18 protein-coding genes are annotated in these 13,375 nt (G+C 68.9%); 7 read left to right on the forward strand and 11 right to left on the reverse strand.

Annotation, left to right across the window (positions count from 1 at the left end):
• Positions 1 to 12 precede the first annotated feature (12 nt).
• Positions 13 to 762 carry an SDR family NAD(P)-dependent oxidoreductase gene (locus NK718_RS03090; protein WP_254738523.1) on the reverse strand — a complete coding sequence of 250 codons (750 nt, stop codon included), beginning with the start codon at positions 760 to 762 and terminating at the stop codon, positions 13 to 15.
• A gap of 105 nt (positions 763 to 867) precedes the next feature.
• Complete coding sequence (gene kce, locus NK718_RS03095; RefSeq protein WP_254738525.1) at positions 868 to 1,800, reverse strand: 3,5-dioxohexanoate:acetyl-CoA acetone transferase; 933 nt, start codon at positions 1,798 to 1,800, stop codon at positions 868 to 870.
• Positions 1,801 to 1,931: 131 nt separating this feature from the next.
• Here kce and NK718_RS03100 point away from each other — a divergent pair, with 131 nt between their 5' ends.
• On the forward strand, positions 1,932 to 2,324 hold the full coding sequence (locus NK718_RS03100) for a hypothetical protein (protein WP_254738527.1): 393 nt from the start codon (positions 1,932 to 1,934) through the stop codon (positions 2,322 to 2,324).
• A gap of 119 nt (positions 2,325 to 2,443) precedes the next feature.
• The gene (locus NK718_RS03105; protein WP_254738529.1) at positions 2,444 to 2,851 is read left to right on the forward strand and encodes a hypothetical protein; all 408 of its coding nucleotides are present in this window, start codon (positions 2,444 to 2,446) and stop codon (positions 2,849 to 2,851) included.
• Positions 2,852 to 2,854: 3 nt separating this feature from the next.
• On the opposite strand, the gene modC is transcribed toward NK718_RS03105, so the two are convergent.
• Genes modC through NK718_RS03125 form a run of 4 tightly spaced genes read right to left on the reverse strand, consistent with a single transcriptional unit; the run spans position 2,855 to position 6,215 of the window.
• A complete protein-coding gene (modC, locus tag NK718_RS03110) occupies positions 2,855 to 3,964 on the reverse strand; it encodes a molybdenum ABC transporter ATP-binding protein (RefSeq protein WP_254738531.1) in 1,110 nt (369 codons plus the stop codon).
• Positions 3,961 to 4,647 carry a molybdate ABC transporter permease subunit gene (gene modB / locus NK718_RS03115; protein ID WP_254738533.1) on the reverse strand — a complete coding sequence of 229 codons (687 nt, stop codon included), beginning with the start codon at positions 4,645 to 4,647 and terminating at the stop codon, positions 3,961 to 3,963. Before modB ends, modC begins: the two co-directional genes overlap by 4 nt.
• Before the next feature lie 3 nt (positions 4,648 to 4,650).
• On the reverse strand, positions 4,651 to 5,409 hold the full coding sequence (gene modA, locus NK718_RS03120) for a molybdate ABC transporter substrate-binding protein (protein ID WP_254738535.1): 759 nt from the start codon (positions 5,407 to 5,409) through the stop codon (positions 4,651 to 4,653).
• A gap of 17 nt (positions 5,410 to 5,426) precedes the next feature.
• Positions 5,427 to 6,215 carry a TOBE domain-containing protein gene (locus NK718_RS03125; RefSeq protein ID WP_254738537.1) on the reverse strand — a complete coding sequence of 263 codons (789 nt, stop codon included), beginning with the start codon at positions 6,213 to 6,215 and terminating at the stop codon, positions 5,427 to 5,429.
• Between the two features lie 88 nt (positions 6,216 to 6,303).
• Between NK718_RS03125 and NK718_RS03130 the strand changes: the two genes are divergently transcribed.
• The 3 genes from NK718_RS03130 (at position 6,304) to NK718_RS03140 (ending at position 8,525) form a co-directional block, all read left to right on the forward strand.
• Positions 6,304 to 6,513, forward strand: coding sequence for a TOBE domain-containing protein (locus NK718_RS03130; RefSeq protein ID WP_254738539.1), 210 nt, complete (start codon positions 6,304 to 6,306; stop codon positions 6,511 to 6,513).
• A 137-nt stretch (positions 6,514 to 6,650) separates the two neighbouring features.
• On the forward strand, positions 6,651 to 7,820 hold the full coding sequence (locus NK718_RS03135) for a hypothetical protein (RefSeq protein ID WP_254738541.1): 1,170 nt from the start codon (positions 6,651 to 6,653) through the stop codon (positions 7,818 to 7,820).
• A 126-nt stretch (positions 7,821 to 7,946) separates the two neighbouring features.
• The gene (locus NK718_RS03140; RefSeq protein ID WP_254738543.1) at positions 7,947 to 8,525 is read left to right on the forward strand and encodes a GNAT family N-acetyltransferase; all 579 of its coding nucleotides are present in this window, start codon (positions 7,947 to 7,949) and stop codon (positions 8,523 to 8,525) included.
• A gap of 59 nt (positions 8,526 to 8,584) precedes the next feature.
• On the opposite strand, the gene NK718_RS03145 is transcribed toward NK718_RS03140, so the two are convergent.
• The 3 genes from NK718_RS03145 to NK718_RS03155 are packed head-to-tail and all read right to left on the reverse strand — an operon-like array spanning position 8,585 to position 9,696.
• Positions 8,585 to 8,839 carry a cytochrome C oxidase subunit IV family protein gene (locus tag NK718_RS03145; protein ID WP_254738545.1) on the reverse strand — a complete coding sequence of 85 codons (255 nt, stop codon included), beginning with the start codon at positions 8,837 to 8,839 and terminating at the stop codon, positions 8,585 to 8,587.
• A 4-nt stretch (positions 8,840 to 8,843) separates the two neighbouring features.
• Positions 8,844 to 9,425 (reverse strand): cytochrome c oxidase subunit 3, encoded by a 582-nt coding sequence (locus tag NK718_RS03150; RefSeq protein WP_254738547.1) that lies wholly within the window; start codon positions 9,423 to 9,425, stop codon positions 8,844 to 8,846.
• 19 nt (positions 9,426 to 9,444) lie between these two features.
• Positions 9,445 to 9,696, reverse strand: coding sequence for a DUF2249 domain-containing protein (locus NK718_RS03155; RefSeq protein ID WP_254738549.1), 252 nt, complete (start codon positions 9,694 to 9,696; stop codon positions 9,445 to 9,447).
• Positions 9,697 to 9,960: 264 nt separating this feature from the next.
• Between NK718_RS03155 and NK718_RS03160 the strand changes: the two genes are divergently transcribed.
• Positions 9,961 to 10,749, forward strand: coding sequence for an ABC transporter ATP-binding protein (locus NK718_RS03160; RefSeq protein WP_254738551.1), 789 nt, complete (start codon positions 9,961 to 9,963; stop codon positions 10,747 to 10,749).
• Entirely contained in the window at positions 10,742 to 11,527 is a 786-nt protein-coding gene (locus tag NK718_RS03165; protein WP_254738553.1) for an ABC transporter permease, read from the forward strand. Before NK718_RS03160 ends, NK718_RS03165 begins: the two co-directional genes overlap by 8 nt.
• A 38-nt stretch (positions 11,528 to 11,565) precedes the next feature.
• Here the strand turns inward: NK718_RS03165 and NK718_RS03170 are convergent, their stop codons facing one another.
• Positions 11,566 to 11,895 carry a DUF4387 domain-containing protein gene (locus tag NK718_RS03170; protein ID WP_254738555.1) on the reverse strand — a complete coding sequence of 110 codons (330 nt, stop codon included), beginning with the start codon at positions 11,893 to 11,895 and terminating at the stop codon, positions 11,566 to 11,568.
• 11 nt (positions 11,896 to 11,906) lie between these two features.
• Positions 11,907 to 13,265: an acyclic terpene utilization AtuA family protein gene (locus NK718_RS03175; RefSeq protein WP_254738557.1), complete on the reverse strand. Its 1,359-nt coding sequence runs from the start codon at positions 13,263 to 13,265 to the stop codon at positions 11,907 to 11,909.
• Positions 13,266 to 13,375 lie beyond the last annotated feature (110 nt).

Here is a 13,375-nt window from a genome sequence, read left to right on the forward strand (position 1 = left end):
GGCTCCTGCGGGTCAATGAATGAGCATGCCGCCGTTCACGTCGATGACGGCGCCGGTGACGTAGGCGGACAGATCCGAGGCGAGGAACAGGTAGATATTGGCGACGTCGCGCGCCTCGCCCAGCCGGCTCAGCGGGATGCCCTTGACGATCTCGGCCTTCATTTCGGGCGTCAGCTTGTCGCCGGTGATGTCGGTCTGGATGAGGCCGGGGGTGACGCTGTTCACCCGGATGCCGTCGGGCCCGAGTTCGCGCGCCATCGCCTTGGCGAGGCCGAGCACTCCCGCTTTCGCCGCCGAGTAGTGGGGCCCGCCGAAGATGCCGCCGCCGCGCTGCGCCGAGACGGACGACATGCAGGCGATCGAGCCCTGCTTGCGCGACCGCATATGGGGGATGAACGCCTGGCTGAGATAGAGCACGCCCGTCATGTTGACGTCGACGACGAACTCCCAGTCCTCGGGCCGCACGTCCATGACCTTCAGGGGCTGGGTGACGCCGGCGTTGTTGACGAGGACATCGACCTTGCCGAACGCCGTGAGGACCTGCTCGGCGGCGTGGCGGCAACTCGCCGCGTCGGCGACGTCGCAGCGCAGGCCGAGATGGCCCGGCCCGAGCTCGGCGGCGGCCCGCGCCGCGCCGTCCGCGTCGAGGTCGAGAATGGCGACGCGCGCCCCGTGCTCGGCGAAGAGCCGCGCGGTGGCGCGGCCGATGCCCCTCTCGCTCGCGGCGCCGGATATCACGGCGGTCTTGTCCCTGAGCAGCATGGTTTCCTCCTGGCATGTCCCGTTCGGGATCGTGGGAAACAGGTAGCATCGCGCCGCGCGCGCCGACACCCCGCCGGGGGAGGTGAGGGGCGGCGCGGGCGACGATCAGAAGCCCACGTTGTCGCCCCCCTTGGTCCCGAGCATCCGCCGCGCGTCGTCCGGCGTGGCGATGTCGAGCGAGAGCTCCTCGAGAATGCGCCGGATCTTGGCCACCTGGTCGGCGTTCGAGGGCGCCAGCTGGCCCCGGCCCAGATAGAGATTGTCCTCCAGCCCGACGCGGACATTGCCGCCGAGGATCGCGCCCATGGTCACGAACGGGAACTGGTGGCGTCCGGCGGCGAGAATGGAGAGATAATAGTCCTGCCCGAAAAGCCGGTCCGCGGTGGCCTTCATGTGCATGAGATTTTCGGGTTCCGGACCGATGCCACCGAGGATCCCGAAAATGGCCTGCACGAAGAAGGGCGGCTTGACCAGGCCGCGCTCGGCGAAGTGGGCCAGGTTGTAGAGATGGCCGACGTCGTAGCACTCGAACTCGAAGCGGGTGCCCAGATCGCCGAGTTCCGTCATCCCCCGCTCGATCTGGCTGAACGTATTGGAGAGGATGAAGTCCTTCGTCATCTCCAGATAGGGCTTCTCCCAGTCGTGCCTGAACGACGGCACCCGCGCGCCCGCGCCGGAGATGTTGAAGTTGAACGAGCCCATGTTCATCGAGGCGATCTCGGGACGGGCCCATTTCGCCGCCGCCAGCCGCTCGTCCAGGGTCATCCCGAGTCCGCCGCCGGTCGTGATGTTCACGATGCCGTCGCAGCCCTGCTTGATGATGGGCAGGAAGAGCTTGTAGACGTCCGGGCTCTGCGTCGGCCTGCCGGTCTGCGGGTCGCGCGCGTGCAGGTGCAGGATCGCGGCGCCGGCCTTCGCGGCGGCGATGGCGTCGTCGGCGATCTGCTGCGGCGTCACCGGCAAATGCGGCGACATGCTGGGCGTGTGAATCGACCCGGTGACCGCACAGCTGATGATGACTTTCTCGGCGCGCTTCATGGGCTTGTTCCTCGTGCAAGGCGGTGCGCAAGCGTGCCCCGATCCGGACGCCCGCGTCGAGCGAATCTTGCCGGCCGACGCTCTCGGCGCGAGGGAGTCCCCCGGAGAGCAAAGTTCAGCTATGTTCCTGCATGCTCCCCCGCATCCGGGCTTTCGTTGTCACGGCGATCCTGGCGTCCGCGTTCACGGCGCCGGCCTGGGGCTGTGACCTGCCCACCGCGGAGCGGAAGGTCGTCCGCGGCGAGGAGCTGCGGGACTATTTCTATCTCTGGATCGAATTGCGCGCCTACCACGAGGCCGCGGCGGAGTGGGTGCGGATCGGGGAGGACCTGGACGAAGCGTCGCTGCTTCTGGAGGGATGTCCCGCGTCCGCGCTTCTGGTGGACACGGCGCATCGCATCGCGGTGATGAGGGCCTGGAGCCACCGCGCGGAGGCGGCCAGGATGGATCGCTTCCACCACGGGCGCATCGTTCATCCCGGGGCTCCGCTGGCCGGCCCGGCGAACGCCACGGCACGGAAGTAGCGCCGGGCTCCGGCGCGCCACGCGGAAATGCGCCGGATCGTTGACGTGGACCAAATACACGGCCCGCCGGCCGTTCATAATGAAGACTGGGTCCACTCTCTCCGGGAAAGGGGAAGCTCATGGCGGGTCGAGCTTTACTCGCAAAGGTCGCCGGCGCCTTCGCGGTGGTTTTCGGGCTGCTGACCATCGCCTCCGGCGGACGCGTGCTGTTCGGCGGTCCCGAGGCGCTCGCGGACGCGGGCAAGGTCGTGCCGTTCGTGCTCTGGTTCAACTTCCTCGCCGGCTTCGCCTATATCGTGGCGGGAGGCGGTCTGCTGGCCGGGCGGCGTTGGGTTCTCGCGCTCTCGGCCGGCATTTTGGTCCTGACCTTGGCGGTGTTCGGAGCGTTCGCAGTCCATGCCCTCGGCGGCGGCGACTTCGAAACGCGCACGGTGCTCGCCATGACCTTCCGGACCGTGGCCTGGCTGGCCATCACCCTCGTCGCGGCGACCCGCCTTTTGCACCCTGCGGCAAAGGCCGCGGCCTGAGTTTCACTCGAAGCGCGTCGGCGCGAGCGCCACGCTCTTGACCTGCGCGAACACTTGCTGACCCGTCGCGAGGGCGAGCAGGTCCCAGGAGCGTCGCGTAACGCGCGCGAGCAGGCGGTCGCCCTCGCCATCCTCGCCGAGGCCCAGCAGGACCACGAGTTCCTGCCTGTTCAGCGGCCTCGCCTCGACGATGCGCGACGGCAGCACGTTGCTGATCGTGCTCGCATCGGGCCGGCGCAGCGCCAGGCTCACATCGGCGGCATGCACGGTGATGCGCTGCGCCTGACCCGGCGGGGCCGGCGTGGAGGGCACGCTGAACCGCCCGCCCTTCACGTCCAGCCACAACAGGCCGTATTGCTCGTCGTAGCCCGCCGTCATCGCCTCGAGGCTCACGGCGGCGTCGCGCCGGGCGACGAGGGGAAGGGCGGGGTCGCTCTGGATCGCGGCCAGCGGCCCGGAGGCGACGGCGCGTCCCTGCTCCATCAGCACCAGGTGATCGGCCAGCCGCTCCACCTCCGCGAGATCGTGGGTCACGTAGAGGATCGGCAGGGCCATGGTGGCGTGCAGCCGCTCCAGAAACGGCAGGATCTCGTCCTTGGCGAGGCGGTCGAGCGCGGACAGCGGCTCGTCCATCAGCAGCAGGGCCGGCTGCGACAGGAGGGCGCGGCCGATGGCGACGCGCTGGCGCTCGCCGCCGGAGAGCGCGGCGGGCGAGCGTTCCAGCAGGGCCTGGAGGCCGAGCAGGTCCACGACGTCGTCGAAGGCGATCGCCGTGGCGGCCCCGGCCTTGCGCGCGCGCTCGAAACCGAACGACAGGTTCCCCCGCACCGTCAGGTGGGGGAACAGGCTCGCCTCCTGGAACACGTAGCCCACCGGGCGGCGGTGGGGCGGCGTGAAGCGCGGAGCGTCCTGCCAGGCGTGGGGGCCGACGACGATCCGGCCGCGCTCGAACCGGTGCAGGCCGGCGATGGCGCGCAGAACGGTGGTCTTGCCGCATCCGGACGGGCCGAACAGCGCGGTAACGCCCGAGCCCGGCGCCGAGAAGTCGACGTCGAAGGCGAATGAGCCGACGCGCCCTTCGAGCCGGCAATGAATCCCGCCTTCGGCGCTCATGCGCGCGCCCCTCGCGCTTTCCGCTCGATGAGAGTCATGGCGAGAATGACGGCGAAGGCGAACACCACCATGCCGAAGGAGATCGCGTGCGCCTTCGCCCACTGCAGGGTCTCGACGTAGTCGTAGATGGCGATGGAGATCACCTTGGTGCTTCCGGGCAGATTGCCGCCGATCATCAGCACCACGCCGAACTCGCCCACCGTATGCGCGAAGCCCAGCACCGCCGCCGTGAGAAGCCCCGGCCGGGCGAGGGGCAGGGCGACCGTCCGGAACGTGTCGAGCGGGGAGGCGCGCAGCGTCGCCGCCACTTCGAGCGGGCGTTCGCCGAACGCCTCGAACGCGTTCCGGATGGGCTGGACCACGAAGGGCATGGAGTAGAACACCGAGCCGATCACGAGCCCGCCGAAGGTGAAGGCGAGCGTCCTCCCGCCCCACAGCGACGCAATCCAGCCCCCAGGCCCGTTCGGCCCCAGCGCCAGCAGCAGATAGAAGCCGAGCACGGTGGGCGGCAGCACGAGCGGCATCGCGACGACAGCCGCCACGCCCTCCTTCCACCACGCCGTCGAGCGCGCCAGCCACCACGCCAGCGGCGTGCCGAGAAGCAGCAGCAGCAGCGTGGTCAGGCCCGCGAGCTCGATGGTGAGCAGGACGGGCTGCCAGATTTCCGAGGACAACGACTCCATGCGTCAGGGACCCGCGATCTCGTAGCCGTAGCTCTCGATGATCGCGCGGGCTTCCGGACCCTTCAGGAAGGCGAGGAAGGCGCGCGCCGCCTCGTTGTCCTTGCCCTTGCCGGTCAGCACCGCGTCCTGCCGGATGGGCGCGTAGAGGGCTTGCGGCACGAGCCAGCGCGAGCCGTCCTTGCGGCCGGTCAGCTGCGAGAGTGCGACGAAACCGAGCTCCGCGTTCGCGGTGTCGATGAACTGGAAGGCCTGGGCGATGCTGCCGCCCTGGACGATCTTCGGCCGCAGCACCTGTTCGACGCCGAGCGTCTTCATCACCTGGATCGCCGCGGTTCCGTAGGGCGCGGCCGCCGGGTTGGCGATCGAGAGCCTGGCGAAAGCGCCGTCGCGCAGCGTCGCCTCGCCTTTCACGAGGCCGGGATCCCGGCTCCACAGCACGAGCTTGCCCACCGCGTAGGTGAACCGGCTCTCCGGGATCGCCAGCCCGTCGGCGACGGCCCTGGCGGGCCGCTCTTCGTCGGCCGAGAGAAACACGTCGAAGGGCGCGTGCTGGGAAATCTGGGTCAGGAGCTGGGCGGACGAGCCGAAGCTCAGCACGGCCTCGTGCCCCGTCTTCGCCTTGAACGCCGTCGCGATCTCCTTGGCGGCGTCGGTGAAGTTGGCGGCGACGGCGATATTCGCTTGAGCGGCGCGCGCCTGAGGGCCGGCGGCGAGGGCCGCGACGGCCGCGATGACGGCTGACAGGTAGGCGAGGGGCTTCATGGCGTCTCCCTGAGGCGTCAGTCGACGGCGAGAATGACGTGGCTGGGGTCGAACAGCGCGTCCACGCGCACCCCGTCGAACAGGGCGAGCGAGCGCACCGCGTCGGCCGTCACCGATGCGGTGAGCGTCCGGTCGCCTCCGATGTCGACGACGACGTGCGCGTTGACGTCCTCGGTGTCGAAGCGCCGGACGACTCCGGGAAGGCGATTGCGCGCGGAGATCCGCATTCCGGCGTCCGGCGCGGCCAGCATGATGAAGTTGGCCTTCACCAGCACGAGGGCGTCGCGGCCCACCACGAGGCCGAGTTCCTCGAGGCTGTCGCGCGTGATCAGCGCGTGAACGGTGGTCTCCGGCGCGATCGTCACCGACACCTCGGCGCTGAGTGTGTCGTGATGCAGCTCGGAGATGGTCCCGCGCAGCACGTTGCGGGCGCTGGTGCGCATCATGAAGCCGCTCGGCGGAGCCGTCGCGTCCATTCCGGCGCCGGTGAATCCCCCCTGCGCGTGCTTCAGCGCGCGGGCGAGTTCGCCTTCCAGCCGGTTGAAAGCAGCGATGACGGCGTGGCCGGCGGGCGTGAGCCGCGCGCCGCCGCCCGCCTTGCCGCCGGTCTGGGTGTCGAGCAAGGGCGCGCCGAACAGGTTCGCCATGGCGGCGAGGGCGTCCCACGCGCCCTTGTAGCTCACGCCGGCGAGGCGCGCCCCTGCGCTGATCGAGCCCTCTCGCGCCACCGCTTCGAGCAGGCGGATGCGCTCGCGCCCCACGGCGGGGCCGTTCCCGTCGCTCAGCGAAACGCTGGCCCTGAGCATCGCTTGCTTCCTCTCCGACGCATTGTATAATTTACCATACAACCATATCGTATAGCTGAAATTCATAACGGGCAATCGGGGACGGTCCATGAGGCTCAGCGCGCGCAACCAGCTGAAGGGCGTCGTCGTGGATGTGGTGAAAGGCGCGACCACCTCGCATGTCCGCATCGACGTCGGCGGGACGGTCGTCACGGCGTCCGTCACGAACGAGGCGGTGGCCGATCTCAAGCTCGCCAAGGGACGGGTGGCGACCGCCGTCATCAAGGCGTCCGACGTCCTCATCGCCGTCGAGGAATGACCGCCCGATGAGGGCTGGCGTCACGGCCGGGAGCGCGCTTGATTTAGCAACCATCACTTAACCGCAAGCTTGAGCGTCCGCGCGGCTGCGTCGATACTACCCCTCCGCGTGAACTCTGTTGCCGAGGGGGCCGGTCGATGCGGATGCGGGTTGCGGTTTTCGTTCTTCTCCTGGGCGGCGCGTTCCCCGCCCGCGCGGAGCTGCCCAAATGCTCCTGCTCGGACTTCGACAAGCTGCAGCAGGAGCTCGACAACGCCACCACGCTGCGCGATCGCCACAAGGCGAAGGCGGAGGAACTCGAGCGCAGGCACGCCGGCGGCGAATCGTGGGACAAGCTCGGCGGCGAATACGCGGCCTGGGAAACCGACGTCGAGAAGGGAGCCGGCGCGGGGATCCAGGCGACGGCCGAGGGCAACGGAAGCGCCTCGATCTCCTACGTGCCGAAAGGCGTCGCGCTGATTTCCAGCGGCGCGATCACCGGCTGGTCGTCGCCGGTGACCTCGGACGGCTACACGAAGGACGTCTACGACGCCGCCAAGGCCCACGCCATCGAGGCCAGCTACAAGGCGAAGGGCGTCGACCTCTGCGAGTTCTCCAACCCCGAGGCGGTCCGCAAGTCCGCCGACGACAGCAGCTTCTGCAAGGGCGTCAGCGACATCACTATGGCTCACGAGGAGAGCCACCGCGCCACCTGCCGCAAGATGGGTTTCATCGCCTTCTACCTGCGCGACGCCGCCCAGCTCGCCCGCGACGAGGTGACGGCCTATGACGGCCAGATCGCCGCGCTGCAGGACGCGCTGGGCAAGGCGCTCAAGGGCGCGGAAGTGGAATTCGAGGATGTGACGAACATCACCTATTCCGGCCAGATGGCGCTCTTCCAGTACAAGTTCGCCGTCGAGAAGACGCGTGGAGCCATCCCCGACAATGACGGCAAGAGCTGGAGCCTGAACCTCAAGGGCGTCCACCGGACCACACCCACCAACTTCCGCGTCGCGGGTTCCACCTGCACGATGAATGCGTTCACCCGCAGCGTCGACATGGCGGTCGCGGCGTCCGGCAAGGAGGCGAAGATCACCTTCACCTCGTTCGGCCCGACGCCCAAGATCACCATCTCGTGCAAAGGCGGTCGCGGGATGGGCAGCGCCGGCACGGACCCCAGCGGCGAAAGCGTCGACATGCCGCTGAAGCTGTCCTCGACGGTCACCAGCGACCTCTCGAAGAGCAAGGTCGCGACCATGATGAAGGGAATGATGACGGTCACCGGAAAACAGGAGACCTCGCTGCGGATCATCTGCCCGGCCAAGTGACCGGCGGACCGTCCGCGATCCTGTTCACCGTTGCCGAAGAGGACGTGCGCTCGCGCATAGCCAAGCTTGCGTGGCGGGATCACGCTTCCCCTGCCAGTCGAGTGGAGTTCGGCCACGGGGGAAACGATGGAGGTCAGGCTCAGGCCAGCAAGAGTCGCCGACATTCCCGACCTCGCGGTCTTCGCGAACGAGGCGTCCGCCGGGTTGATCGAGTGGCTCTATCGCGGGGCCATCCCGGGCCGCGCGGCCAACGTGATCGTCGAGCACGTGTTCACCCGCTTCGGCACGGCGATGAGCTTCGACCGGTGCGTCGTCGCGGAGGTCAGTGACCGGGTCGTCGGCTACATGCACGTCGCCGCGGCGAACGATCTCATGAACGGTCCGCCGGATGCGCTCGTCGCCGAGGAACGCAAGCGGCATTTCGCGCCGTTCGCCGGCCTGCGAACGCCCGGAAGTTTCCACGTGTTCGGCATCTACGTCGATCCCGACCACAGGAGCGGCGGCGTCGGCCGGTCGCTGCTGGCCGCCGCCGAAACGCGGGCCGCCGAAGCCGGTTGCCGCCTCATGGCCCTCAACGTGTTCGGCGTGAACGCACGGGCGCGGAAGCTCTACGAGGACGTCGGCTACCGGGAGGCGCGCAGGGTCGACGTCGACGTGCCCGGCGTCTACGCCGGCCCGCTGATCCACATGACGAAGCCGTTCTAGGGGCCCGCGTCAGCCCGGCCGGACGGCCGCATTCAGCTCGCCAAGCGCGCGGCCTCGCTTCAGACCGAAAGCGCCAGGGCGAGACCGGCCACCACGGCGATCCCGGAGCCGATGGACAGACGCCAGCCTGCTGGCGCGCTTCGCAGGCCGAGGAAGTCGAGCCCGACGATCCGGGCCTTTCCCAGCAGCGCCGCCACCACGACGACGTCCAGCAGCGCCTTGGGAAGGCGCAGCCACATCGACAGCGCGGTCGCTCCGACGAGCAGCAGCAGCGTCAGCCACGCGATGTCGGTTCGGCTTCTTTGCGTCGTCACATCGTCACCCGAGCAGGTAGACGACGGGGAACATGACGATCCAGATCAGGTCCACCGCGTGCCAGAAGGCGACGCCTGTTTCGATCGCCTCGCGGTCCGCCGCCCAGGCGACGACGGCCAGGATGACGATGCCCAGCACAACGTGCAGCGCGTGAAATCCGGTCAGCAGGAAGTAGAGGGTGAAAAAGAGATCGCCCTCCAGCCCATGCCCCGCGCCGACGAGGCCGGCATATTCCACGCCCTTCACAACGAGGAAACAGAGCCCCACCACGACGGCCGCGAACAGCCAGGAATGGGCTACGCCAGATCGGCCCGAGGCGGCCGCGAGGCTGGCGCGGGCCGCGCACCAGCCGCTCGTCGCGAGAACGGCCGTGTTGAGCGCCCCGAGCCCGGCATGCAGCTGCGCTTGCCCGGCCGCGAAGACGTCCGGGTTCAGGCGACGGGCGATGGCGAACGCGCAGAGCATCGCCGCGAACACGGCGAATTCGCTGACGATCAGCACCCACATCATGGGATGCCCTTGCAGGCCGCGGAACAGCGGCCATGCGCCTTCGTCCGTCTCGCCCGGGAGCGCGGCGTCGCTCATGTCGGCTGCCCTCGGCAGGTCAGGCGGCGGTGCGGGAAATGCGCACGCGCCAGACCTGGGGGCCCTGCTCCACGTAGTCCCAGGCGAACGCGCCGCCGAGATGCTCGCCGAACTGGTAGTGCAGGGGGCGCGGGTCGTGGTCGCTCACGAGCTGGAAGGCCTCGCCCGGCTGCAGCATGTCGAACGTGCCGAACACGATGGGATGGCGCATCCTCGGCGCGATCTGGCGGACGTCGATGACGGTTTCGGAAACATTGCCGCAGCTGCACATGAGCCGGTGGTCCCTCGTTCTGGCGCAAGCGCGTCCCGCGCCCGGCGAAGCCGCAATCTGCGCCAGCCAGGCGGGTGTCGTCTTTGCACCCGGACAAACAGTCCGCGATCGGCGGGACCTCGGCCCGGCTCGCTCCGCGGCGCTCGGCCGCGCGCTCCTGTCGACTCGGCCGAAACCCGGCGCTAGCGTGGTCGCGAGCGCCCCGTTCCTCGGAGCCTGCGATTGGACCCTGCGCGAGACAAGGCTGCCCGAGCCGGGCAAGGCATGATCGAAACCGAGGGCCTGAGCAGACGCTTCGGCGAGCATCTCGCTGTCGACGACGTGTCGCTTGTCGTTCGCTCCGGCGAGATCTTCGGGCTGATCGGTCCCAATGGGGCCGGTAAATCGACGCTGATCAAGATGCTGACGACGCTGCTGCCGCCGACGGCCGGGGTCGCCCGTGTCGCCGGCTTCGACGTCGTGCGCCAGGCCAGTCTGGTGAGGCGGCACATCGGCTACGTGCCCCAGCTGCTTTCGGCCGACGGGGCCCTGACGGGCTACGAGAACCTGCTTTTGTCAGCGCGGCTCTACCTGATCCCCCGGGCGGAGCGGGAGAGCCATATCGCCGAAGCGCTGGAGCGCACGGGGCTGACCGAGGCCGCGCACCGGCTCGCGCAGACCTATTCAGGCGGCATGTTGCGACGCCTCGAAATAGCGCAGAGCACATTGCACCGTCCCGAACTCCTCATCATGGACGAGCCCACCGTCGGGCTCGACCCGGTCGCGCGAACCGGCGTCTGGGAGCACGTGCGCAAGCTGCGCGAAAGCTTCGGGACGACCATTCTCCTCACCACGCACCTGATGGAGGAAGTCGACGCGCTGTGCGACCGGCTGGGGGTGCTGCATCGCGGCCGCCTGGAAGAAGTGGGGACGCCCGAGGAGTTGAAGGCGGAAATCGGTCCGGAAGCCACGCTGGACGACGTCTTCGCGCGTGTGGCCGGGGGCGACATCGAGACGATCGGCCGCTACGCCGATACGCGCGCCACGCGCCGGAGCGCGATCGAGCATGGGTGATCGCTCGCTGGCCGGCTACCTGACGCAGGTTTACGCGGTGGCGGACGCCGAGGTGCGCAAGCTGCGGCACGACCCGACCGAGTTGCTGACGCGCGCCATCCAGCCGGCCATCTGGCTCATCCTGTTCGGCGAGGTCATGGCGCAGGTCCGCGGCCTTGCTCCCGGCGGCGTTCCCTATCTCGACTTCCTCGCCCCGGGCATCCTGGCGCAGAGCGTCCTGTTCGCCGCGATCTTCTTCGGGATCTCCGCCATCTGGGAGCGGGATCTGGGCGTGCTGCACCGCTACATGGTGAGCCCGGCGCCGCGCAGCGCGCTGGTGATCGGAAAGGCGGTGTCGTCGGCCGTTCGCGGGCTGTCGCAGGCGGTGGTGGTCTACATTCTCGCTGCGGCGCTCGGCATCGGGGTGAACTTCCATCCGCTCTCGCTGCTGGCGGCGGCCGCCCTCATCGCCTTGGGCTCCGGACTGTTCTCCACCTTTTCCCTGATCGTCGCCTGCATTGTGAAAACCCGCGAGCGCTTCATGGGCATCGGGCAAGTCCTCACCATGCCGATCTTCTTCGCGAGCAACGCGATCTACCCCATCGACATCATGCCGCCATGGCTGCAGGCCGTCTCGCGGGCGAACCCCCTGACCTACGAGGTCGACGGCTTGCGGGCCTTCATGCTGGAGGGAGGGGTGAGCCGCTTCGGCCTGCTCACCGACTGCGCCGTCCTTCTCGGCGCGTGGCTCGTGCTCACGGCGCTGGCGGCGCGCCTCTACCCACGGATGACGACCTAGCCCGCGCGGCCCCTCGGGGACGCGCGGGGAGGGCCGGCTCAGGCCGAGAGGTCCACCGGAACGTCCAGCAGCGGCGCGTATTGCTGCGAGCCGAAGATGTCGGAATCGCCGGGGCTGCCGCTGGGCCTGACGCGCAGGATGGTGAACTTGATGGCGCAGCCGGGGTCGTACTCGACGAAATCCGAAATCCGGCTTTCCGGGATGTTGTAGAGCCGCGCCACGGACTCGCGCGTCAGGGCCCGGCTGCGGCGCACGAGGTCGTAGGCGGCGCGGTCGGTGAAGATCACGTCGAAGGTGATCTTGTCGACGCCGGCGTTCTTGCTGCGGATGGTCTTGGCCAGCTCGGAGAGGGGGCGATAGCGGTTCATGGGGCGTCTCCTCAGCCGGCGACCTGGACCATGTGGACGGGGAACAGCTCCATCGGGTCGTCGACGGCGAGCGTGTGGTTGAGGGTCCAGCGATAGCCGGCGGAGGCGTGCAGCACCTCGTCGAGCGGGAAGGCGACGCCGCCCGCCGTGCCCTTCACCTCGGGGAGCCGGGCGTAGAACAGCTGCCGCGTGCCGGTGATGCAGACCTCCTCCGCCATCTCGGCGGTCGGGGCGACGCCCTGCACCATGATCAGCAGTTCGTGGGCCGGCGTCTTCACCGGCTCCATGTCGCCCATCACGCCGTTGCGGCCGTAGACGGAATAGTGAAGCTCGTAGGGCTTGTCGCCGAAGCGCTCGGCGGCCTGCGCCTTCGCCCAGGCGATCACCTCGTCGACATGGGCGATGGTGTAGGGGTCGCGGATGGCGGCGAGGCCGACATAGCGCTCGCCGACCTTGCCGGAGCCTTCGAGCTTCACCCGCACGCGCGGCGCCGGCGCGTAGACCTGGCCCGTGACGCGGGTGGTGCGCGGGTCCACCTGCTCGTAGTGGCAGTGCGTCATGTCGAGATGGCCGCCGACGAAGTGCTCGAAGAACGGGCTCGACCGCTCGTACATGGCGTGGCCGGCCACCGACGCGATGGTGCAGCGCTGGCCGGGGTGCATGGCGGTGACGGTGACGCCCTCGCCGTCAATGGCGCCCAGCACCGTTTCCTTCGCGCCGTAGGGCTCGGCGCAGAACGAGGCGCACTCCAGCACCTTGCCGAGATAGTAGGCGTCGGCCTCCTTGCAGCCCTTGTGCAGCGCGGCGGCGGCGAAGATGGCGCAGTCGCTGGAGCGTCCCCCGATGATGACGTCCGCTCCCATGTCGAGCAGCTTCATGAAGGGATGGACGCCCGCCATGGCGACGATCCGGTCGGTGGCGTCGAGCTCGGATTCCGACAGCGCCGGCCGGCCGTCGAGGCCCTCCACAGCGTCGCCGCCGCGGATGGCGCGCCGGACGCGTTCCTTGTCGACCTCGGAGTAGAAATAGCCGAGGCGGAACGGCGCCAGCCCGTGCTGGGCGGCGATGTCCTTGATCATCCCGACATAGAGGTCCACGCGGCTGTTGGTGCCGGTGTCGCCGGCCGAGCCGATGATCATCGGCACGCCGATGCGCCGGGCGGCGAGCAGCATCGCCTCGAGGTCGTGGCGCTGCCAGGCTTGGGGGCTGGCGCAGGTGTCGGAGCCGAGCGGCACGGGGCCGATGTCGTCGCTGCCGGAGTCCGCCGCGATGAAATCCGGGCGCGCCGCGACCCCGATCTCGAAGCTCTCCGGCTTCAGCGGCGCGAAGCCGAGGTGACCGTTGGGACAGATGATGCGGACGGAGGCCATGCCTGCCAAGCTCCAGTGCGATTGCGTCATCCGCGAATTGCAGAAGCCGTGCCACGCCGCCGCGATGCTCGAAATGGCGCGAACAGAGGCGAACTCGCCCGTTCGGAGCG

The sequence above is a fragment of the Alsobacter ponti genome (assembly GCF_024294805.1).
In the GTDB taxonomy this organism is placed as follows: domain Bacteria; phylum Pseudomonadota; class Alphaproteobacteria; order Rhizobiales; family Beijerinckiaceae; genus Alsobacter; species Alsobacter ponti.